This window comes from Burkholderia sp. MSMB1835, from assembly GCF_001526365.1.
Classification (GTDB): Bacteria; Pseudomonadota; Gammaproteobacteria; order Burkholderiales; family Burkholderiaceae; genus Burkholderia.
In genome coordinates this window covers 492,835-513,714 of the sequence record NZ_LOYP01000042.1, presented here as the reverse complement: position 1 = coordinate 513,714, position 20,880 = coordinate 492,835, and the positions used below count along the sequence as shown (strand labels likewise).

Annotated in this window: 18 protein-coding genes; 8 read left to right on the top strand and 10 right to left on the bottom strand. The window is 68.0% G+C overall.

What is annotated here, in order from left to right:
- Window positions 1-63: 63 nt before the first annotated feature.
- On the bottom strand, window positions 64-1,572 hold the full coding sequence (gene pdxR / locus WS96_RS18560; protein ID WP_059834405.1) for a MocR-like pyridoxine biosynthesis transcription factor PdxR: 1,509 nt from the start codon (window positions 1,570-1,572) through the stop codon (window positions 64-66).
- Window positions 1,573-1,698: 126 nt separating this feature from the next.
- Here pdxR and WS96_RS18555 point away from each other — a divergent pair, with 126 nt between their 5' ends.
- Window positions 1,699-2,982, top strand: a complete 1,284-nt coding sequence (locus WS96_RS18555) for a 4-aminobutyrate--2-oxoglutarate transaminase (RefSeq protein WP_156443663.1) — start codon at window positions 1,699-1,701, stop codon at window positions 2,980-2,982.
- 87 nt (window positions 2,983-3,069) lie between these two features.
- Window positions 3,070-4,539 (top strand): NADP-dependent succinate-semialdehyde dehydrogenase, encoded by a 1,470-nt coding sequence (gene gabD / locus WS96_RS18550; RefSeq protein ID WP_034206310.1) that lies wholly within the window; start codon window positions 3,070-3,072, stop codon window positions 4,537-4,539.
- 116 nt (window positions 4,540-4,655) lie between these two features.
- On the opposite strand, the gene WS96_RS18545 is transcribed toward gabD, so the two are convergent.
- Both WS96_RS18545 and WS96_RS18540 read right to left on the bottom strand, forming a co-directional pair.
- On the bottom strand, window positions 4,656-6,200 hold the full coding sequence (locus WS96_RS18545; RefSeq protein ID WP_059834548.1) for a methyl-accepting chemotaxis protein: 1,545 nt from the start codon (window positions 6,198-6,200) through the stop codon (window positions 4,656-4,658).
- A 412-nt stretch (window positions 6,201-6,612) separates the two neighbouring features.
- The gene (locus tag WS96_RS18540; protein WP_059834401.1) at window positions 6,613-8,157 is read right to left on the bottom strand and encodes a methyl-accepting chemotaxis protein; all 1,545 of its coding nucleotides are present in this window, start codon (window positions 8,155-8,157) and stop codon (window positions 6,613-6,615) included.
- Between WS96_RS18540 and WS96_RS33755 the strand changes: the two genes are divergently transcribed.
- The 4 genes from WS96_RS33755 to WS96_RS18525 all read left to right on the top strand — a co-directional run bounded on the left by WS96_RS33755 (window position 8,156) and on the right by WS96_RS18525 (window position 10,494).
- Window positions 8,156-8,431: a hypothetical protein gene (locus WS96_RS33755; RefSeq protein WP_156443662.1), complete on the top strand. Its 276-nt coding sequence runs from the start codon at window positions 8,156-8,158 to the stop codon at window positions 8,429-8,431. The two genes, WS96_RS18540 and WS96_RS33755, sit on opposite strands and share 2 nt — an antisense overlap.
- Window positions 8,432-8,466: 35 nt before the next feature.
- Window positions 8,467-9,324, top strand: coding sequence for a class I SAM-dependent methyltransferase (locus WS96_RS18535; protein WP_059834399.1), 858 nt, complete (start codon window positions 8,467-8,469; stop codon window positions 9,322-9,324).
- A complete protein-coding gene (locus WS96_RS18530; RefSeq protein ID WP_059834397.1) occupies window positions 9,321-9,881 on the top strand; it encodes a GNAT family N-acetyltransferase in 561 nt (186 codons plus the stop codon). The genes WS96_RS18535 and WS96_RS18530 overlap by 4 nt, the downstream gene beginning before the upstream one ends.
- Before the next feature lie 133 nt (window positions 9,882-10,014).
- The gene (locus WS96_RS18525) at window positions 10,015-10,494 is read left to right on the top strand and encodes a DUF523 domain-containing protein (protein ID WP_441294148.1); all 480 of its coding nucleotides are present in this window, start codon (window positions 10,015-10,017) and stop codon (window positions 10,492-10,494) included.
- A gap of 100 nt (window positions 10,495-10,594) precedes the next feature.
- Here WS96_RS18525 and pcaF read toward each other — a convergent pair whose 3' ends face one another.
- Complete coding sequence (pcaF, locus tag WS96_RS18520; RefSeq protein WP_059821837.1) at window positions 10,595-11,797, bottom strand: 3-oxoadipyl-CoA thiolase; 1,203 nt, start codon at window positions 11,795-11,797, stop codon at window positions 10,595-10,597.
- Window positions 11,798-12,023: 226 nt separating this feature from the next.
- On the opposite strand from pcaF, the gene WS96_RS18515 reads away from it, so the two are divergent.
- Entirely contained in the window at window positions 12,024-12,812 is a 789-nt protein-coding gene (locus WS96_RS18515; protein ID WP_059780215.1) for an IclR family transcriptional regulator, read from the top strand.
- Window positions 12,813-13,089: 277 nt separating this feature from the next.
- Here WS96_RS18515 and WS96_RS18510 read toward each other — a convergent pair whose 3' ends face one another.
- Window positions 13,090-14,205 (bottom strand): succinylglutamate desuccinylase/aspartoacylase family protein, encoded by a 1,116-nt coding sequence (locus WS96_RS18510; RefSeq protein WP_059834393.1) that lies wholly within the window; start codon window positions 14,203-14,205, stop codon window positions 13,090-13,092.
- Between the two features lie 55 nt (window positions 14,206-14,260).
- Complete coding sequence (locus WS96_RS18505; protein ID WP_059834391.1) at window positions 14,261-15,034, bottom strand: transporter substrate-binding domain-containing protein; 774 nt, start codon at window positions 15,032-15,034, stop codon at window positions 14,261-14,263.
- A gap of 136 nt (window positions 15,035-15,170) precedes the next feature.
- Here WS96_RS18505 and WS96_RS18500 point away from each other — a divergent pair, with 136 nt between their 5' ends.
- Complete coding sequence (locus WS96_RS18500) at window positions 15,171-16,091, top strand: LysR family transcriptional regulator (RefSeq protein ID WP_034206036.1); 921 nt, start codon at window positions 15,171-15,173, stop codon at window positions 16,089-16,091.
- A gap of 62 nt (window positions 16,092-16,153) precedes the next feature.
- Here WS96_RS18500 and WS96_RS18495 read toward each other — a convergent pair whose 3' ends face one another.
- The 4 genes from WS96_RS18495 to WS96_RS18480 form a co-directional block, all read right to left on the bottom strand.
- Complete coding sequence (locus WS96_RS18495) at window positions 16,154-17,485, bottom strand: MFS transporter (protein ID WP_059834389.1); 1,332 nt, start codon at window positions 17,483-17,485, stop codon at window positions 16,154-16,156.
- A 56-nt stretch (window positions 17,486-17,541) separates the two neighbouring features.
- Window positions 17,542-18,732 carry a M20 aminoacylase family protein gene (locus tag WS96_RS18490; RefSeq protein WP_059834387.1) on the bottom strand — a complete coding sequence of 397 codons (1,191 nt, stop codon included), beginning with the start codon at window positions 18,730-18,732 and terminating at the stop codon, window positions 17,542-17,544.
- 476 nt (window positions 18,733-19,208) lie between these two features.
- Entirely contained in the window at window positions 19,209-20,084 is an 876-nt protein-coding gene (locus WS96_RS18485; RefSeq protein WP_034206034.1) for an SDR family NAD(P)-dependent oxidoreductase, read from the bottom strand.
- Window positions 20,085-20,235: 151 nt separating this feature from the next.
- The gene (locus WS96_RS18480) at window positions 20,236-20,814 is read right to left on the bottom strand and encodes a TetR/AcrR family transcriptional regulator (RefSeq protein WP_034206033.1); all 579 of its coding nucleotides are present in this window, start codon (window positions 20,812-20,814) and stop codon (window positions 20,236-20,238) included.
- Window positions 20,815-20,880: the final 66 nt, after the last annotated feature.

Here is a 20,880-nt window from a genome sequence, read left to right as displayed (position 1 = left end):
ACGGCCGGACGCGCGAGCCGGCGACGGGCGCCGCAACGCGATGCCGTCGCCGGGGTGCGCGGTTCAGGCCACCGCAACCGCCCCGCCGAACGCCCGCTCGTCGATCGCCTCGGCCAGCGTCGCGAACGCCGTCGCGATCTCGTCCTCCGGCACGCACGCGTAGCCGAGCAGCAAGCCCGATGCCGCCCGCGAGCGGTCCGCGTAATACCCGGACAACGGCCGCACGACGATGTTGCGTTCGAGCGCGGCCTGCGCGACGGCTCGATCGTCGACACCGTCCGGCAACCGCGTGACGAGATGCAGCCCCGCGTCGCTGCCGAGCGCGTGCAGCGTATCGCCGTAGCGGTGCGCGACCGCGTCGAGCAGCACCTCGCGGCGTTGTCCGTACAGCGTGCGCATCTTGCGGATATGCGACACGAAGTGCCCTTCCGCGATGAATTCGGCGAGCACGGCCTGCTGCAGCAACTGGCCTTCGCGATACAGCTCGGCGCTCGCGGTCGCGAAACTCTCCGCGAGCGGCTCCGGCGCGACCAGATAGCCGACCCGCAGCCCCGGGAACAGCGTCTTGCCGAAACTCCCGACGTAGATCACCTGCCCGGCCGTGTCGAGCCCCTGCAGCGACGCGAGCGGCCGGCTGCCGTAGCGGAATTCGCTGTCGTAGTCGTCCTCGATGATCCAGCAGCCGTGCTGGCGCGCGTATTCGAGCAACATCCGACGGCGCGCGAGGCTCATCACCATCCCGAGCGGATACTGGTGCGACGGCGTGACGAGCATCAGCTTCGGCGGCGCGGCGAGATCGGCGGCCGACGGCGCGATGCCTTCGTCGTCGACCGGAATCGGCCGCGTGGTCAGCCCCGACACGTTCAGCACGCTGCGCACGCCCCAGTAGCACGGATCCTCGGTCCAGATCGCGTCGCCCGGATCGGTCAGCAGCCGCACCGCGAGGTCGATCGACTGATGGATGCCGGTCGTGATCACGATCTGCTCGGGCGTGCAGCGCACCGAGCGTGACGTGCGCAGGTAGTCGGCCAGCGCCTCGCGCAGCAACGCGAGGCCGCCGCCGGGCGCATAGGTCAGCAGGTCCGGGCGCAAGCGCCGCCAGTACTTGTTGTGCAGCCGCGTCCATACGCGCGCCGGAAATCGCGACACATCGGGCACGCCCGGCATGAACGCGCCGCCCTGACGCTTCGACACGCCGGCGCCTTCGACGAGCCGCGTGCCGCGCGCGGACAGGCGCCGCACGGACGGCGTCGCGACGGCCGGCCCGGCCGCCGCGTCGGGCGGCGCGCCGACGATCTCGTCCGGCGCGCTATCGGCGACGAACGTGCCGCGGCCCGTGGCCGAGTGCACATAGCCTTCGAGCGCAAGCTGTTCGTAGACCTGCGTGACCGTGTTGCGCGCGATCCCGAGCTCGGCGGCCAGCAGCCGCGACGACGGCACGCGCGTGCCGGCCGGCAGTTCGCGCGACAGGATCGCCTGTTGCAGCAGCCGGTGAAGCTGCCGGTAGATCGGCTGTTCGCCGCCGCGCACGAGGCGCTGCGCCAGCCAGTCCGACAACACGCTCGCGCGCATGATTGGCTCCTGAATATTTATTGAAATGGCTCTGATTGCCGGAGCCAAATGTGATTATAGTCGCGTCCATGGGCTGCCGAGGCGCCCGATTTTCTACCTATCGGACCGAACATCAAGGAGATGACCGTGAAGAATGCCGACCTGCAGGCCCGCAAGAACGCCGCCACCCCGCGCGGCGTCGGCGTGATGTGCGATTTCTACGCAGCCCGCGCCGAGAACGCGGAGCTGTGGGATGTCGAAGGCCGCCGCTTCATCGATTTCGCCGCCGGCATCGCGGTGCTGAACACGGGCCACCGCCACCCGAAGATCGTCAAGGCGATCGCGGATCAGTTGAACAGCTTCACGCACACCGCTTACCAGATCGTCCCGTACGCGTCGTACGTCGAGCTGGCGGAAAAGATCAACGCACGCGCGCCGGGCGACTTCCCGAAGAAGACGGCGTTCTTCACGACCGGCGCCGAAGCCGTCGAAAACGCGATCAAGATCGCGCGCGCGGCGACCGGCCGCCCGGGCGTCATCGCATTCTCGGGCGGCTTCCACGGTCGCACGATGATGGGCATGGCGCTGACCGGCAAGGTCGCGCCGTACAAGCTGAACTTCGGCCCGTTCCCGGGCGACGTGTTCCACGCGCCGTACCCGAACGCCGTGCACGGCGTGACGACGGCCGACTCGATCAAGGCGATCGAGATGCTGTTCAAGGCCGACATCGATCCAAAGCGCGTCGCCGCGATCATCTTCGAACCGGTCCAGGGCGAAGGCGGCTTCAACCCGGCGCCGGCCGAATTCGTGCGCGCGCTGCGCAAGATCTGTAACGAGCACGGCATCCTGCTGATCGCCGACGAAGTGCAGACCGGCTTCGCGCGCACCGGCAAGCTGTTCGCGATGCAGCACTACGACGTGCTGGCCGACCTGATCACGATGGCGAAGAGCCTTGCCGGCGGCATGCCGCTGTCGGGCGTCGTCGGCCGTGCGGACGTGATGGACGCGGCCGCGCCCGGCGGGCTCGGCGGCACCTACGCCGGCAACCCGCTGGCCGTCGCGTCGGCGCACGCGGTGCTGGAGATCATCGACGAAGAGAAGCTGTGCGAGCGCGCGACGCAGCTCGGCGACGTGCTGAAGGCGAAGCTGAACGCGCTGCAGGCGGACGTGCCGCAGATCGCCGACGTGCGCGGCCCGGGCGCGATGATCGCGGTCGAATTCCTGAAGCCGGGTTCGGGCGAGCCGGATGCCGAGTTCACGAAGCGCGTGCAGGCGCGTGCGCTCGAACGCGGGCTGCTGCTGCTCGTGTGCGGCGTGTACTCGAACGTCGTGCGCTTCCTGTTCCCGCTGACGATCCCGCAAGCCGTGTTCGACGAAGCGCTCGCGATCCTCGAGGAAGTGCTGAAGGAAACGGTCGGCGTGCCGGCCTGAGTGCCCGTCCCCGACTGAATGCGCCGCCGCCGTCGTGAAGACGGCGGCGGCCGTTTGCATCCGTCCTTTTCGAAGCAGGTGATTCATATGAGCACTGTTCAGGAAACCCTGGCACTGAAAGATCCGTCGCTGTTCCGCCAGCAGGCGTACGTCAACGGCGAATGGCAACCCGCCACGAACGGCGAGACGTTCGAGGTCCGCAACCCGGCGACGGGCGGCCTGCTCGGCACCGTGCCGGCGATGGGCGCGGCGGAAACGCGTCACGCGATCGACGCCGCGAATGCCGCATGGCCGGCGTGGCGCAAGAAGACCGCGAAGGAACGCGCGGTCATCCTGCGCAAGTGGCACGACCTGATGATGGAGAACGCCGACGACCTCGCGCTGATCCTCACCACCGAGCAGGGCAAGTCGCTGGCCGAAGCGAAGGGCGAGATCGGCTACGCGGCGTCGTTCCTCGAGTGGTTCGCGGAAGAAGGCAAGCGCGTGTACGGCGACACGATCCCGACGCCGGCGAGCGACAAGCGCATCGTCGTGACGAAGGAAGCGATCGGCGTGTGCGCGGCGATCACGCCGTGGAACTTCCCGGCGGCGATGATCACCCGCAAGGTCGGCCCGGCGCTCGCGGCAGGCTGCCCGATCGTCGTGAAGCCGGCCGAGGCGACGCCGTTCTCCGCGCTTGCGATGGCCGTGCTGGCCGAGCGCGCGGGCGTGCCGGCCGGCGTGTTCAGCGTCGTCACGGGCGACCCGAAGGCGATCGGCGGCGAACTGACGTCGAACCCGATCGTGCGCAAGCTGTCGTTCACGGGCTCGACGCCGGTCGGCCGCCTGCTGATGGCGCAGTGCGCGGCGACGGTCAAGAAGGTGTCGCTGGAGCTCGGCGGCAACGCGCCGTTCATCGTGTTCGACGACGCCGATCTGGATGCGGCCGTGCAGGGCGCGATCGCGTCGAAGTACCGCAACAGCGGCCAGACCTGCGTGTGCACGAACCGCTTCTACGTGCATGAAGCCGTGTACGACCAGTTCGCGCAGAAGCTCGCGGCGGCCGTCGGCCAGTTGAAGGTCGGCCGCGGCACGGAGCCGGGCGTCACGCAAGGTCCGCTGATCAACGAAGCAGCCGTGCTGAAGGTCGAGGCGCATATCGAGGACGCGCTCGCGAAGGGCGCGACCGTCGTGACGGGTGGCAAGCGCCACGCGCTCGGCCACGGCTTCTTCGAGCCGACCGTGCTGACCGGCGTCACGCCGGCGATGAAGGTCGCGAAGGAAGAGACGTTCGGGCCGCTCGCGCCGCTGTTCAAGTTCGGCAGCGACGACGAAGTGATCCGCCTCGCGAACGACACCGAGTTCGGCCTCGCCGCGTACTTCTACAGCCGCGACATCGGCCGCGTGTGGAAGGTCGCCGAAGCGCTCGAATACGGGATGGTCGGCGTGAACACGGGCCTGATCTCGAACGAGGTCGCGCCGTTCGGCGGCGTGAAGCAGTCGGGCCTCGGCCGCGAAGGCTCGCACTACGGCATCGACGACTACGTCGTGATCAAGTACCTCTGCCTGGCCGTCTGACGGTTCGGGGCCTGGCGCGCGAGCGGCAGGCCCTGGCCGCCCGGCCGGAACCGGGCGGTCGCGACGCGGGCCGGTATCCCTCTCCGCCGTGCCCGCGTCACCTGCCCTCTCCGCGATCAGCGGAACACGTTCACCGCCTCCACCAGCCGCGTCGCCTGCTGCTTCAGGCTTTCCGACGCCGCCGTGCTCTGCTCGACGAGCGCCGCGTTCTGCTGCGTGATGTTGTCCAGATGCACGACCGCCTGGTCGACCTGTGCGACGCCCGTGCTCTGCTCGGCCGTCGACGAGCTGATCTCCGCGATCAGATCGGACACGCGCTTCACCTGCGTGACGATGTCCTCCATCGTCTTGCCCGCGCCATCGACGATCCGCGCGCCCGACTCGACGCGCTCGACGCTCGCGCCGATCAGCGTCTTGATCTCCTTCGCCGCGTTCGCGCTGCGCTGCGCGAGCGCGCGCACCTCGCCCGCGACCACCGCGAAGCCGCGCCCCTGATCGCCCGCACGCGCGGCCTCGACCGCCGCATTCAGCGCGAGGATGTTGGTCTGGAACGCGATGCCGTCGATCACGCCGATGATGTCGGCAATCTTGCGCGAGCTCTCGGTGATGTCGTTCATCGTCGCGACGACTTCGTTCACCGCCTGTCCGCCCCGCCCCGCTGCCTCGCTCGCGGAAACGGACAGCTGATTCGCCTGCAGCGCCGTCTCCGCGTTGCTCGACACGGTGGTCGTCATCTCGGCCATCGATGCGGCGGTCTGCTGCACGCTCGTCGAAGCCTGCTCGGTGCGCGCGCTGAGGTCGTTGTTGCCTTGCGCGATCTCGTTGCTCGCGCGCTGCACGTTCAGCACCTGTTCGCTGACGTCGTCGACGAGCCAGCGGAACATCAGCCCGAGCTGGTTGATCGTGCGCAGCGTCATGCCGATCTCGTCGACGCGATTCATCCGCACGCCGCTGCGGCTCTCGCCGGTCGCCACGCGCAACGCCTCGTCGCGCAACTGCCGAAGCGGCCGCACGATCTGCGCGTCGAGCCACAGCCCGGCCGCCGCCGTCACGCCGATCGCCGCACCGGCGAACGCCGCGAGCGCGCCGCCGCTCAACCCGGCCGCCCAGCCGGTGCCGACGACCGCAGGCGCCAGCACACACAGCGTCGACACCAGCCGCGCCCGCACCGACATCGTCTGGAACACCGACGCGACGCGCAGCGCGCCGGTGCGCAAGATCAGTCCCTTGTGGAACCGGCGGCTGCCGGCCTTACCTTCGCGGAAATCGCGATACAGCGCCTCGGCGGCGGCGATCTCGTCGCGCGTCGCCTTCGTGCGCACCGACATGTAGCCCTTCGGCTGCCCGTTGCGCATCACCGGAATCGCGTTCGCGCGCACCCAGTAATGGTCGCCGTTCTTGCGGCGGTTCTTCACGAGCGCGGTCCACGGCTCGCCGCCCTTGAGCGTCGCCCACATGTCGGCGAACGCCTCCTTCGGCATGTCCGGATGCCGCACCACGTTGTGCGGCTGGCCTTCGATCTCCTCGGGAGAAAAGCCACTGACCTGGATGAATGCCGCGTTCGCGTAAGTGATGTGGCTGTCGACATCGGTCGTCGACATCAGCGTCGCATCATCGGCAAATTCGAATTCGCGTTGCGTGACGGGCTGGTTGTTGCGCATGGTGTGGAGCTCCGGGTGGCGGATCTTGCGTCCGTTCGTCGATTGATTCGAGACCCCGCGCATCGCGATCGATTCGCATGCGTGTGAGTCGGGCTCCTGCACTTTCGGCACATGCGGCGAAAACATTATGCCGTATTCGGGTAAATATGCATTAGATATGCATCATCTTGTTTTTACCGAATGATTTGTTTATGGATAAAACGAAGTGCGTTGCCGGGCAACGGCCTGGACGCGATTCGCGCGGTCAATGAATGCCGCGATTTCGGCTTGATTCATTCGCGCCTCCTAAAATCGGAGAGACGAATATTTCCCGTTCGACGTCATCCTGTTGAATTCGCAAAGCCGAACAAACACGGTGCGCGACATCCGGCATCGTCGATCGATTCCGCACGCCGCACACCCTTTCGCGCGATCATCTGAACACGTTCACCGCATCCACGAGGCGCGTCGCCTGCTGCTTCAGGCTTTCCGACGCCGCCGTGCTCTGTTCGACGAGCGCCGCGTTCTGCTGCGTGATGTTGTCCAGATGCACGACCGCCTGGTCGACCTGCGCGACACCCGTGCTCTGCTCGGCCGTCGACGAGCTGATCTCCGCAATCAGATCGGACACGCGCTTCACCTGCGTGACGATGTCCTCCATCGTCTTGCCCGCGCCATCGACGATCCGCGCGCCCGACTCGACGCGCTCGACGCTCGCGCCGATCAGCGTCTTGATCTCCTTCGCCGCGTTCGCGCTGCGCTGCGCGAGCGCGCGCACCTCGCCGGCGACCACCGCGAAACCACGACCCTGTTCGCCCGCGCGTGCGGCCTCGACCGCCGCATTCAGCGCGAGGATGTTGGTCTGGAACGCGATGCCGTCGATCACGCCGATGATGTCGGCAATCTTGCGCGAGCTCTCGGTGATCTCGCTCATCGTCGTGACGACCTCGCTCACCGCCTGCCCGCCGCGCTCGGCCGCCTCGCTCGCGGAAACGGACAACTGGTTCGCCTGCAGCGCCGTCTCCGCGTTGCTCGACACGGTGGCCGTCATTTCGGCCATCGACGCGGCGGTCTGCTGCACGCTGGACGCGGCCTGCTCGGTGCGCGCGCTGAGGTCGTTGTTGCCTTGCGCGATCTCGTTGCTCGCGCGCTGCACGTTGTGTACCTGCTCGCTGACGTCGTCGACGAGCCAGCGGAACATCAACCCGAGCTGGTTGATCGTGCGCAGCGTCATACCGATCTCGTCGACGCGATTCATTCGCACGCCGCGCCGGCTCTCGCCGGTCGCGACGTTCAGCGCCTGCTCGTGCAGCCGCTTCAGCGGTTGTACGATCTGCGCATCGAGCCACCAGCCGGCGGCGGCCGCCACGCCGACCGTCACACCGGCAAACGCCGCGAGCCCATTGCCGGTCAGCCCGCAGGCCCAGCCCGCGCCGACGACCGCCGGCGCCAGCACGCACCATGCCGAATGAACGCGCGCACGCACCGACATCGTCTGCGGCAGCGATGCGATCCGCAGCAGCCCGGTGCGGATGACGAGCCCCTTGTGGAACCGGCGCTGACCGTTCTTGCCTTCGCGAAACGCGCGATACAGCGCGTCCGCGGCCTGGGTCTCGTCGTGCGGCGCCTTCGTGCGCACCGACATGTAGCCTTGCGGCGCGCCGTTGCGCATCACCGGAATCGCGTTCGCACGCACCCAGTAATGGTCGCCGTTCTTGCGGCGGTTTTTCACGAGCGCGGTCCACGGCTCGCCGCCCTTGAGCGTCGCCCACATGTCGGCGAACGCCTCCTTCGGCATGTCCGGATGCCGCACCACATTGTGCGGCTGGCCGACGAGTTCCTCGTTCGAGAACCCGCTCACCTGCGCGAACGTCGTGTTCGCGTAGGTGATGACGCTGTCGGCATCGGTCGTCGACATCAGTGTGACGTCGTCGGGAAAATCGAATTCCTGTTGAGTAATGGGCAGGTTGTTGCGCATGCAAGGCTCCGAAAGGCGGACCTGTCGTCCGCGCCGCGCTGAAATCGCGCTCAGTAGCCGAAAAACGGTTGATCGCTTTACGACACTCTCGTCCTTTGTCGGCAATGCACCGGGAAACCTTAATCCTGTCGCGCATATTGCATGCAATTCGGCCATTACCATGATTTCGATCAAATATTCCGGCGATAATCGCGGCACGTGTTTATCGACTGGTCACACCGCGCCGCCCGACGTGCCGATGTCGGCATCCGTTGCGCGCGGCGAAACGATTTGAATTATCCTGCTCCATTCCACCGGAATTCGAATTCGATGAAAAAGGCATGGCACGAACTGAATCGGTTGTCCTGGAATAAGGCGACGGTTGCGCATAACAGCCATAAAGGCGATCAGGCTGCATTTTTCCGCAATGGCGGCTCGACGCTGTTTCCGGAAGAACGCGAACTGCTCGGCGATCTCGCGGGTCTGCGGCTCTTGCACCTGCAATGCAACGCGGGGCAGGACACGCTGAGCCTCGTGCGCGCAGGCGCGGACGCAACCGGCGTCGACATCTCCGACGAGGCGATCGACTTCGCGCGGCGACTGTCGGCCGACGCGGGCCTGCCCGCGCGGTTCGAGCGCGCCGACGTACTCGACTGGATGCCCGCAGCCGCCGCGCGCGGCGAGCGCTTCGATCGCGTGTTCACGTCGTACGGCGCGATCTACTGGCTGTCGGACCTGACCGCATGGGCGCACGGGATCGCCTCGCTGCTCGCACCGGGCGGCCGCTTCGTGATGGTCGAGTTCCATCCGTTCTCGCTGTATTTCGACGAACACTGGCAGCCGCACTACGACTACTTCAAGGACGACGCGACCGAGGAACCCGCAGGCGTCGGCGATTACGTCGCGGCGTCCGGCACGGGGCTCGGCGCGCAGCACGACCACCCGGGCATCGTCGATTTCGCGAACCCGCATCCGAGCTACGAGTTCATGTGGGGCATCGGCGAAGTCATGAATGCACTGGTATCGGCCGGGCTCGCGATCGATCGCTTGACCGAATATCCGTACGCGAACGGCTGGAAGGGCTTCGACGGCATGCGCGAGTTGGACGGCCGCCGGATGGTGCCGCCCGAAGGCATGCCGCGCCTGCCGTTGATGTACGCGCTCGCCGCGCACCGGGTGGCCGCATGACCGGCCGCACCGCCGCCGCGCGCGACGCGCTGTCGGCCCGCCTGCTGGCCCGCGACGACGTGCCGCTCGTGTGGACCATCGACCGGCGTGAAATCATCGAACACCTGTACGTGCTGCGCGACGGCGCGCTGCATCTCGTGCCCGAGTTCTACGACGTGGCCGGCTGGCCCGACGGCGAAGCCGATCACTACACGCCGATCCTGCTCGACTGTCACGACCGCGGCGGCTGGTTTCTCGGGCGGTTCGACGGCACGCGGCTCGTCGCGGCCGTCGTCGTCGACAGCCGGCCGCTCGGCCCGCGGCGCGACATGCTGCAGTTGAAGTTCCTGCACGTGAGCCGCGATTGGCGCGGTTGCGGGCTCGGCGAACAGCTCTATCGCGCGGCGCAGGTGCGGGCACGCACGATGGGCGCCGAGCGTCTGTACGTGTCGGCCACGCCGTCGCAGCGCACGATCGACTTCTACCTGCGGCTCGGCTTCACGGTCAGCGCGGCGCCCGATCCCGAGCTATACACACTCGAACCCGAAGACATTCACCTGGAAGGGCCGACGGCGTGACCGCCCGGCATGCGGATGAAGCGTGGAATTTTGCGCTCCGCCACAGCCGTCATCAGTTACCGTCAGCACGTCACGGAGCGCGACATTGAACGACGACCCGCCACCGCCCGCCACGCCGAAGATCCTCGTCAGCATGTGCGTGGTCGGCCATCCGGTCCGTTACAACGGCTCGGCGAAGACCGCCGCGCACGAGACGCTCGAACGGTGGCAACGCGAAGGGCGTCTCGTGGCCGTCTGCCCGGAACTGGCGGGCGGCCTCGGCGTGCCGCGTCCGCCCGCCGAGATCGCCGGCGGCGCATCGGGGCAGCAGGTGCTGTCGGGTCTCGCACGCATCGTCGACGTGGGCGGCACCGACGTGACGGCGCCGTTCGTGGCCGGCGCGCAGACCGCGCTGGCCCTCGCGCAGGCACACGGCTGCCGCTTCGCGATCCTCGCCGACGGCAGTCCCTCGTGCGGCAGCACGTTCATTTACGACGGAAGTTTCGAGAGCCGGCGGCACGCGGGCGCCGGCGTCACGGCGGCGCTGCTGCGCGCGCATGGCATCGAGGTGTTCGCGGACACCGAGATCGACGCGCTCGACGCGCGGCTCAGGCGACTGTCGCCGGCCGGTTAACGACGATGGGCGGCACGAGACACCTCGTGCCGCCCATCGTGGCGGAAACGGCGCGGCGGTCAAGCGGCGCGTATCCGGCCGCTTCACCCCATCGCGCGGGTCAGACGCGTTCGATCGCGATCGCGATGCCCTGGCCGACGCCGATGCACATCGTGCACAGCGCAAAGCGGCCGTTCGTGCGATGCAACTGGTACATCGCGGTCGTCACGAGGCGCGCACCCGATGCGCCGAGCGGGTGACCGAGCGCGATCGCACCGCCGTTCGGGTTCACGCGCGGATCGTCGTCGGCGACGCCGAGCATGCGCAGTACCGCGAGACCTTGCGACGCGAACGCTTCGTTCAGCTCGATCACGTCGAACTGGTCGATCGTCATCCCGAGCCGCGCGAGCAGCTTCTGCGTGGCCGGCGCGGGGCCGATGCCCATCACGCGCGGCGCGACGCCGGCCGTCGCGATCCCCAGCACGCGGGCGCGCGGCGTCAGGCCGAAGCGCTTCGCGGTGGCCTCGTTCGCCAGCAGCAGCGCGGCCGCGCCGTCGTTGACGCCCGACGCGTTGCCGGCCGTGACCGAGCCGTCCGGGCGCACGACGCCCTTCAGCTTCGCGAGCGCTTCGAGCGACGTTTCGCGCGGATGCTCGTCGCGCGACACGACGATGGCGTCGCCTTTCTTCTGCGCAATCGTGACTGGCACGATTTCCTCGGCGAGCGTGCCGTCCTGCTGCGCCCGCGCGGCCTTCTGCTGGCTGCGCAGCGCGAACAGGTCCTGATCCGCGCGGCTGATGTTGTAGTCGACCGCGACGTTCTCGGCTGTCTCCGGCATCGAATCGACGCCATACAACTGCTTCATCAGCGGATTGACGAAGCGCCAGCCGATCGTCGTATCGAAGATGTCGGCCTGGCGCGCGAACGCGCTCGCGGCCTTGCCCATCACGAACGGCGCGCGCGTCATGCTCTCGACGCCGCCCGCCACCATCAGCGCGGCTTCGCCCGACTTGATCGCGCGCGCGGCCACGCCGACTGCATCCATTCCGGAGCCGCACAGGCGGTTGATCGTCGAACCGGGCACGCCCTCCGGCAGGCCCGCCAGCAGCGCCGACATGCGCGCGACGTTGCGATTGTCCTCGCCGGCCTGGTTCGCGCAGCCGTAGATCACGTCGTCGATCGCCGTCCAGTCGACGTCGCGGTTGCGCTCGACGAGCGCCTTGAGCGGCACCGCGCCCAGATCGTCGGCGCGCACGCCGGACAGTGCACCGCCGTAACGCCCGATCGGCGTACGGATCGCATCACACAGAAAAGCTTCGGTCATCAGTGTCTCCGGTCCCGTGAAAGGCTGGGAAATGAACGGGGCGCCCCCTTGCATTGCCCGCCGGGATGCGCTTAAATGTTCTATATACGAACATAAGATCGTGTATCGAACGTTCAACGCATCATAGGGAGTGCAGGGACGACCTGTCAAGGGCGCGGTCCGCCGTGCGGTTGGCGTGTCGGGCCCCATGCGCTATCTTCTCGGCTGCACGACATTCCAGGCGCTCATGACAACCGACGATATTCAAACGAAACCCGGCGACTCCTATGTGCAGTCGTTCGCGCGCGGCCTCGCGGTGATCCGCGCATTCGACGCGGCACGCCCGGAGCAGACGCTCACCGAGGTCGCGTCGGCCACCGGCCTCACGCGCGCGGGCGCGCGCCGGATCCTGCTCACGCTGCAGACGCTCGGCTACGTCGAAGCCGACGGCCGGCTGTTCCGGCTCACGCCGAAGATCCTCGAGCTCGGCTTCGCGTACCTGACGTCGATGCCGTTCTGGAATCTCGCCGATCCGGTGATGGAGCAGTTGTCCGCGCAAATCCACGAAAGCTGCTCGGCCGCGGTGCTCGACCGCACCGAGATCGTCTACGTGCTGCGCGTGCCGACCCGCAAGATCATGACGATCAACCTGTCGATCGGCAGCCGGCTGCCTGCGTACTGTACGTCGATGGGCCGCGTGCTGTTGTCCGCGCTCGACGACGCGGCGCTCGACGAAACGCTCGCGCAAAGCGGGATCCGCGCGCATACGCCGCGCACGATCACCGACATCGGCGAACTCAAGGCGACGATCGCGCAGGTGCGCCAGCAAGGCTGGGCCGTGGTCGACCAGGAACTCGAGGTGGGCTTGATGTCGATCTCCGCGCCGATCCGCAACCGGCGCGGGCAGGTGATCGCCGCGATGAACATCAGCGGCAACGCGCAGCGGCATACCGCGAAGCAGATGGTGAAGGAGTTTCTCGGGCCGCTGCAGCAGGCCGCGCAGACGGTGTCGGAGCTGGTCGCACGGCGCGGGTGAGCGGTCACTTCGCGCGCCGGATCGGCAACATGGCCATTCGCGCATGGCGTGAAGCACGCGGATCGAGCCGATAGCGCGGATACCGCGGATACCGCGGATAAAAAGACGGGCGGCATGCGCCGCCCGCTCAACTCTCTGACTCTGTTTGCAACGTCCTTCTCACGGAACACGGAGCGCGCTCCGCATCGCCCAATTTAGGGGCGCGGCAACGCCCGGTCAATTTGACGAGAACGAAATTGCACGGCGCCTCTCGGACGCCGCGCAGGCCCGGCGACGCTCACGCGCCCAGCAGCATCCCCGTTCGCACCGGCACCGTGCCGGTCACGCGGCCGAGCGGCGCGCCGGCCGTCACGAAACGGATCGCGCGCCGCATGTAGAACACGCCATCGGTCGCGCTCGAGATCGTCGTGACCGCATCCGTCAGCGGATCGACGATGTCGAACAGCGGATCGCCCGCACGGATCGTCGCGCCGATCGCCGCACGGTGCACGAGGATCCCGCTCACCGGCGCGTAGAACTGCTCGCTGCCCGCAAGCGGCGTGGCCGGCGCGGCCAGCGGCGGCAGCGGTGCGCGTTCGCCGCGCACCGCGCCGCACCACACGAGATAGTCGACGAGCGCGTCGGCGTCGCGTTGCGCATAGTCGTACGTCACGTCGCGCTGGCCGCGGCACTCGACGGTCACGGCCACGGTGCCGGCCGCCATCGGCGTGCCGTCCGGCAAATGCGCGCGCAACCGCGACCACAGCAGGTGATGCGCATCGTCGAACGCATGGCCGCCCGAATCCTCTGCGAGCAGCGACACCTCCGCACCGAGATAACGCGCGAGCGGCTCGACGTCCGGCCACGCGGTCTCGCTCGTGTACACGTGCATCACCGCTTCGAGCGAGCAGTGCAGGTCGATCACGACGTCGGCGTCGTGCGACAGCTTCAGCAGCGCAAGCTGCAGCGCGTCGAATTCGGTGCGCGGCGCGATGTCGTCGAGCGCCGCGCCGACGCATTCGCGCACGATCGCGCGATTGCGCGCGCCGTCGTCGCCCAGCCGGTCGCGCGCGCGCGCGGCGATTTCAGCGAGCGGCAGAAAGCCGCGATTGAAGTTGCGGCCGCTCGCGAGGTCGAAACGGCCGATGAACTGCCCGAGCAGATGATGATTGAGGCCGACCGGGTTCGACACCGGCACCAGCACGATGTCGGCCGCGAGCCGGCCTGCGGCGTCGAGCTGCGCGAGACGCTGCTTCAGCATGACCGCCGCGAGCATCGCGGGCGTCTCGTCCGCGTGCAGCGCGGCCTGCAGGTAGATCTTGCGGCCGCTGTCGGCCGGCCCGAAATGAAAGCTCGTCAGCGTGCGCTGCGTGCCGATCGACGGCGACAGGAGCGGCGTGGTGCGAATCTGCATCGGTGGTCTCGAACGGATGAAAACGGGGAATCGGAACGACGGGCCTGCACGGCGCTCAGTCGCCGTACGGATTGAAATCGAAGTACTGCTTCGCGATCCGGTCGTACGTACCGTCCTTCAGCATCGACGCGATCGCGCCGTCGATCGACGCCTTGAGCGCGGTATCCGACTGCCGCATGCCGATGCCGACGCCGCGATCGCCCATGTCGAGCGGCGCGCCGACGAACGCGAAGCCCTTGCCGCGCGGCTGGCGCAGGAACCCGTAGTCGGCTTCCACGGTGCCGAGCAGCGCCGCGTCGAGGCGGCCGTTCACGAGATCGGCGAACACGTCGTCCTGGCTCTTGTACGGCACCACGCCGACACCGGCCGGCGCCCAGTGCGCGAGCGCCCACGATTCGAACTGCGTGCCCGACTGCACGCCGACGCGCTTGCCGGCCAGCGACGCCGCCGTGCCGTCGAGCCCGCTGCCGGGGCGCGCGACGAGCCGCGACTTGAAGCGGAACAGCTTCGACGAGAACAGGATCTGTTTCTCGCGCTTCGCGGTGATCGCCATCGACGACAGGATCGCGTCGATCTTGCGCGCCTGCAACGCGGGGATCATCCCGGAGAATTCGAGCTCGACCCACTGGCAGCGCAACTGCGCGCGGCGGCAGATCTCGTTGCCGAGATCGACGTCGAAGCCTTTCAGGCTGCCATCGGGCGCTTTCGCATCCATCGGCGGATAGGTCGGGTCGATGCCGAGCCGCACCACGTGCGCGTCGAGCGCACACGCGGAGGTGGCCGCCAGGCCAATGCACAGGGAAACGAGCGGGACGAGGAAACGTTTCATGGTCGACGATGAGCAGGTAGCGGGACGAACGGCATGCGCCGGACTGCCTGCGATCGTAGGGGCCGCCGGCTGCCGCTGGAACCATCGGCTGACTTATCATGATCGGTATTTCCGATCACCGGCCTCGCCGCTTCCCATGGCGTTCACGCTGTCCCAGCTCCGCATCTTCCAGGCCGTCGTCGAGCACGGCAGCCTGCGCGCGGCCGCACGCGCGCTCGATCTCGCGCAAAGCGGCGTCTCGCAGCAATTGCAGGGCCTCGAGGCGACGCTCGGCGCGACGCTGTTCACGCGCACCAATCGCGGGATCGTGCCGACGGCCGTCGGCCAGCGGCTGCTCGCGCGCTCCGGTTCGATCCTCGGCGAATGCGACCAGGTCGAGCGGGAAATCCGTCAGTTGAGCGGCGCCTACGAAGGCACCGTCACGCTCGGCCTCGTGACCGAGCCGCTGATCGACGCGTTCGCGCCCGTGCTGACCGCGTTCCGCGCGCGCTTCGACAAGGTGGACGTGCACCTGCGTACCGGCACGTCGCGGATGATGATCGGCTGGCTGCGCGAAAGCGCGGTCGATTTCGCGATCGCGCTGGTCGCGAAGCAGACCGACACGACCGACCTCGCGGTCACGCCGTTGCGCACGTCGGCACCGGTGGTCGTCTGCCGCAACGGGCACCCGGCGATGCATGCGCGATCGCTCGCCGAGCTGGCCGACCATGCATGGGTGTCCACGCGCTCGCCGAACCTGAGCGCCGACCCGGTCGTCAACCGGCTGCTCGCGTACTTCGACGCGCACGGCCAGCCGCCGCCGAAGATCCTCGCGACCGTCGAAGGGATGTTCGAGACGCTGCAGATCGTCACGCAGACCGACTCCCTCGCGCTCGAAACCGAAGCGATCACGCGGCACGGGCCGTTCGCCGGCGCGCTCGTGAAGGTACCGGTGCGCGAACGGGCCGAAGCGCAGGACGTCTGCCTGCTGCAGCGCGCGGCCGTACCGCTGACGCCGGCCGCGCAGGAACTCGCGACGATGCTCGCGTCGTATCTGAGGGTGGTGCGCGGGCGGTAAGCGCATACGGCCGCGCCGCCGCCCGCATCGCGCATCACGCATCGCGCGTCGCGCGTCGCGCGTCAGTCCAGCGATTCGCGCGCGGTCTCGCGCAGCATCGCGACCGCGATCAGCGACAGCACCACGCATGCGGCCACGTAGCCTGCCGGTGCGAGCTTGCTGCCGGTCGTCTTCACGAGCCAGGTCGCGATCAGTTGCGCGGTGCCGCCGAAGATCGTCACCGCGAGCGCATACGCGATCGAGATGCCCGTCGCCCGCACGTGGCGCGGCAGCGACTCGCACATCAGCGCCATTTCCGATGCGGAGCCGAGCGAATAGAACAGCAGCATCAGCGCGGTCAGCGGCAGGATCACCGACAGCGTCGGATGATGGTTCATCAGCCAGAATGCCGGAAACAGCAGCGCGACCAGCACGCCGCGGCCGACGAAGATCGGCAGGCGCCGGCTGCCGAGCTTGTCCGACAGCCAGCCGAACAGCGGGCACGTGACCAGCATCACGCAGCCCGACGCGACCCCGACGAACATCGACAGCTTCATCGGCAGCCCGAGCGTGTGGATCGCGTAGGTCGGCATGTAGAACGTCAGGATGTAGGTCGACACCGTGCCGCCCATCACCGTGAGCATCAGCAGCAGCACCGTGCGCGCGTGCTTCGAGAACAGCTCGTGCAGCACGCCGCGCTCGATGCCGTGATGGCGGTCGCCGGGCGCGTCGTCCGCGAGCCGGCGACGCAAAAACATCCCGACCGGCGCGATCAGCACGCCGACGAGGAACGGCAGCCGCCAGCCCCAGCCTTCCAGTGCGTCCTTCGTCATCGTGTTCGACAGCAGCGCCGCGAAGCCCGAGCCCATCAACGCGGCGCCGCCCTGCGTCGCGAGTTGCCAGCTCGCGCGGAACCCGCGACGCGACGTGCCGCCCTGTTCGAGCAGCGTCGACGTCGCCGCGCCGAATTCGCCGCCTTGCGAGAAGCCCTGCAGCAACCGCGCGAACACCACGAGCAGCGGCGCGGCCACGCCGATCTGTGCATAGGTCGGCGCGATCGCGATCAGGCCGGTGCCGAGCGCCATCAACATGATCGTCAGGTTCAGCGCGGCCTTGCGGCCCTTGCGGTCCGCGTAGACGCCGAGCACGACGCTGCCGAGCGGCCGCGTGAAGAAGCCGGCGGCGAACGTCGCGACCGACAGCAGCAGCGACGTGGTCGCGTCGCTCGACGGGAAGAACAGCTTGCCGATCAGCACCGCGAAGAAGCCGTACACGGTGAAATCGAAGAATTCCAGCCAGTTGCCGATCACGGCCGCGGCGATCGCGCCGCGCCGCGTGACGGCAGGCGCGTCGGGCGCACCGGCTTCGGCGGCGCCCGGCGACGCGGGGTGCAGCGCGAGATGGTCTTTCTGCATCGCTCTCCTCTCCTCTGAATGCGGCCGGAAGCGCCGACCGCGCGCCGCCGTTGCGATCACTGCCCGAGGTAACGCTCGACGAGGCGCGTCCAGAACGCCGCGCCGATCGGCAGGTTGCGATCGTTGAAGTCGTATTTCGGGTTGTGCACCATGCAACCGTCCTCGCCTTCGCCGTTGCCGAGCCGCACGAACGAGCCCGGCCGCTGCTGCAGCATGAACGCGAAATCCTCGCTGCCCATCAGCAGGTCGGCCTGCTCGACCACGTGCGCATCGCCGACGAGTTCGCGCGCGACCTGCGCGGCGAAATCCGTTTCGGCATCCGTATTGACGACGACCGGATAGCCTTCGATGTACTCGACGTTCGCGGTCGCGCCGTAGCTCGCGGCCTGCGTTTCTGCCAGCTCGATGATGCGGCGCTTGAGCAGCGCGCGCACGTCGGCGCTGAACGAACGCACGCTGAGTTCGAGGCGCGCGCCGTTCGGAATCACGTTGTTCGCGGTGCCCGCGTGCATCGAGCCGACCGTGACCACCGCCGGCTGCGACGGGTCGACGTTGCGCGCGACGATCGTCTGCAGCGCCATCACGATGCTTGCCGCGACCACCACCGGATCGACGGTCAGATGCGGGCGCGCCGCGTGGCCGCCGACGCCTTCGATCGAGATGATCGCCTTGTCGCCGGCCGACATGAACGGGCCGCGCCGCGTGAGGAAGACGCCGGGCGCCGCGCCCGGATGGTTGTGCATGCCGAACACGGCATCGCACGGGAAACGCTCGAACAGGCCGTCGTCGATCATCTTCTTCGCGCCGCTGTCGACGCCGTGCTCCTCCGCCGGCTGGAAATACAGGTGCACGGTGCCCGAGAAGTTGCGCGTCTTCGCGAGATGCTGCGCGGCGCCGAGCAGCATCGTCGTGTGGCCGTCGTGGCCGCACGCGTGCATCTTGCCGTGCGTGCCGCTCGCATACGGCAGGCCCGTCGCCTCGACGATCGGCAGCGCATCCATGTCGGCGCGAATGCCGATGCTGCGTGCGCCGTCGCCCACCCGCAGCGTGCCGACGACGCCGGTCTTGCCGACTCCGCGCGTCACCTGCCAGCCCCATTGCTCGAGCTTGTCCGCGACGAGCGCGGCCGTGTCGTGCTCTTCGTACGCGAGTTCGGGATGGTGATGGATGTGGTGACGGATCTCGCGCAGCCCGCCTGCGGCGGGCATCAGATCCTCGACTTCGGTGAATCGGGTAGCGGTGGTCATCAAGGGGCTCCTGCCGTTCGTCTGCGCACGCCGGGGATGCGTGCGGGAAAGCGAGCCACTATAGCGAGCCGATATCCGCGCAATAAGATGCGGAATTTTTCACCGCGATAAGGTTTATTAATCAGGGTTAATACGGGGCGTTGGTCCGGTGTGTCGCTTTCGATTAGATATGGATGCGACTTTCGGTTAGATGCGGATACAGGCTTCAGATGCAGGCGCCGTACCATCGAAGAACAGGCCGGCCATTCGTGTAAATAGCAAGGTCTTCCAGACAGCCGCGCAACGCGTCGGCCTCGTCGAGCTCACGCTCTCGTGCGCGACTTGCTTCGGCGAGTGACAGGAAGCGGGCGCTGCGTCGACGGCCGCGGCGACTACTTGGACGATGGGCGTACACACGCCCATCTTCGACTGGGCGCCGCGCGCCCCGGCGCAACGGCGGCGCGGCACACGCGCCGCCGACGCCGCGCCCCTCGCGCCTACTCGACCTGCTTCAACGCTTGCAGCCCGTCCGGCAACTTCGCATCCGGAAACTGCGTGGACAACGAGGCATCGCGCCACCGCGCCGCCTCTTCCGCGCGCTGCCGCTCCGCCTGCTCGCAGACGAACAACGCATCGCCGCCGAGCAGCAAGCGCATCGGCACGTCGTCGCGACGCGACAGCTCGACGATCAGCGCCGCGATCCGGGCGGGATCGCCGACCTCATGCCCGCCATACGCGCCGAGCAGATCGAGAATCTTTCCGACCGACGGCCGATAGTCCGGCAGCAGATCGTCGATCCCGCGCTTCGCCTGTGCGGCCCATTCGGTACGCATCCCGCCCGGCTCCAGCGTGCACACGCGCACGCCGAACGGCGCGACTTCCTTCGCGAGCACGTCGCTGAACCCGCCGACCGCCCACTTCGCGGCCTGGTACGCGGACAATCCCGGCGTCGACGTCCGCCCGCCCACCGACGACACCTGGAAGATGTGCCCCGCGCGCTGCGCACGCATCGTCGGCAACACGGCCCGCGTCAGATTGATCACGCCGAACAGGTTCGTTTCGATCTGGTCGCGGAAGACGTCGGCGCCCATCTGCTCGAACGGCGCCGTGTGGCCGTAGCCCGCGTTGTTCACCAGCACGTCGATGCGCCCGAACGCGGCGCGTGCCGCCGCGACGGCCCGCGCGGCCGCCGCTTCGTCGGTGACGTCGAGTTCGACCGGCAGCAGCCGGTCGCCATGACGCTCGGCCAGATCGGCCAGTCGCGCCGGATCGCGCGCGCCGGCCACCAGCCGATCGCCGGCTGCCAGCACCGCTTCCGAAATCGCTCGGCCCAGGCCGCGTGCGGCCCCCGTTACCAACCAGACTTTCGACATTTTCCGCTCCTTGATCGTGATGAGACGACGAAAATGAATGATTACTCACTCATTAATATGAACGACGTTGCAGCCTTTGCGAACCTGCAACGCTCTACCTGCAACCCTGCCGATCGTCGCGGCACGCGCCGCCACGACCGCGACGCCCGACTCACACCGCATGCAATACGGCCCACAACGCGCGAAACCCCGCTTCCCGGTATGCATCGGCCCGCGCCGGGTCGCGTGCGATCGACTCCATCGCGGTTGCCGCGATCGACGTAAACAACGCCGAGCAGAACGCATGCGCTTCGTCGCGGTTCAGCGCGCCCGACGCGGCGACCTGCTCGCGCAGCAGCGTGCCGATCGCGCCGAAGCCTTCCGCGCCGGCCGCGCGATGCGCGTCGTCGATGCGCCCGCTCACGCCGAGCTGCTGCAGCGCGCGCCGGCCGTCCGGATTCGCGACACCCCACGACACATAGCCGTTCCACGCATGCCGCACGGCCTGCTCGGCCGGCGCCCGCTCCGGAAACCCGGCCATCATCGCTTCGCGCAAGCCGGCCTTCAGGCTCAGATACAGCGCGTTCAGCAACGCATCCTTGGTCTCGAAGTACGTGAACACCGTGCCTTCCGCCACGCCGGCGAGCCGCGCGATGCGTGCGGTCGTCGCGGCCGCGCCGTCCTCGGCGAGCGCGCGCGCGGCCGCGGCGAGGATGGCTTCGTGCTTGTCGGGACTGCGCGGTCGGGCCACGTTCGATTCCTTTAATGAGTGAGCGCTCAATCATAATTGAACGGCGAGGCGGAATGCAAGCTCTGT

Excerpts from the sequence above, each read along its gene's own strand:
- WS96_RS18495 (WP_059834389.1), bottom strand. The coding sequence starts at position 17,485 with ATGCAGAAAGACCATCTCGCGCTGCACCCCGCGTCGCCGGGCGCCGCC.
- WS96_RS18485 (WP_034206034.1), bottom strand. The coding sequence starts at position 20,084 with ATGTCGAAAGTCTGGTTGGTAACGGGGGCCGCACGCGGCCTGGGCCGA.
- WS96_RS18540 (WP_059834401.1), bottom strand. The coding sequence starts at position 8,157 with ATGCGCAACAACCTGCCCATTACTCAACAGGAATTCGATTTTCCCGAC.
- gabD (WP_034206310.1), top strand. The coding sequence starts at position 3,070 with ATGAGCACTGTTCAGGAAACCCTGGCACTGAAAGATCCGTCGCTGTTC.
- WS96_RS18500 (WP_034206036.1), top strand. The coding sequence starts at position 15,171 with ATGGCGTTCACGCTGTCCCAGCTCCGCATCTTCCAGGCCGTCGTCGAG.
- WS96_RS18545 (WP_059834548.1), bottom strand. The coding sequence starts at position 6,200 with ATGCGCAACAACCAGCCCGTCACGCAACGCGAATTCGAATTTGCCGAT.
- WS96_RS18510 (WP_059834393.1), bottom strand. The coding sequence starts at position 14,205 with ATGCAGATTCGCACCACGCCGCTCCTGTCGCCGTCGATCGGCACGCAG.
- WS96_RS18505 (WP_059834391.1), bottom strand. The coding sequence starts at position 15,034 with ATGAAACGTTTCCTCGTCCCGCTCGTTTCCCTGTGCATTGGCCTGGCG.
- WS96_RS18525 (WP_441294148.1), top strand. The coding sequence starts at position 10,015 with ATGTGCGTGGTCGGCCATCCGGTCCGTTACAACGGCTCGGCGAAGACC.
- WS96_RS18490 (WP_059834387.1), bottom strand. The coding sequence starts at position 18,732 with ATGACCACCGCTACCCGATTCACCGAAGTCGAGGATCTGATGCCCGCC.
- pcaF (WP_059821837.1), bottom strand. The coding sequence starts at position 11,797 with ATGACCGAAGCTTTTCTGTGTGATGCGATCCGTACGCCGATCGGGCGT.
- WS96_RS18530 (WP_059834397.1), top strand. The coding sequence starts at position 9,321 with ATGACCGGCCGCACCGCCGCCGCGCGCGACGCGCTGTCGGCCCGCCTG.
- WS96_RS33755 (WP_156443662.1), top strand. The coding sequence starts at position 8,156 with ATGCAAGGCTCCGAAAGGCGGACCTGTCGTCCGCGCCGCGCTGAAATC.
- WS96_RS18535 (WP_059834399.1), top strand. The coding sequence starts at position 8,467 with ATGAAAAAGGCATGGCACGAACTGAATCGGTTGTCCTGGAATAAGGCG.
- WS96_RS18515 (WP_059780215.1), top strand. The coding sequence starts at position 12,024 with ATGACAACCGACGATATTCAAACGAAACCCGGCGACTCCTATGTGCAG.
- pdxR (WP_059834405.1), bottom strand. The coding sequence starts at position 1,572 with ATGCGCGCGAGCGTGTTGTCGGACTGGCTGGCGCAGCGCCTCGTGCGC.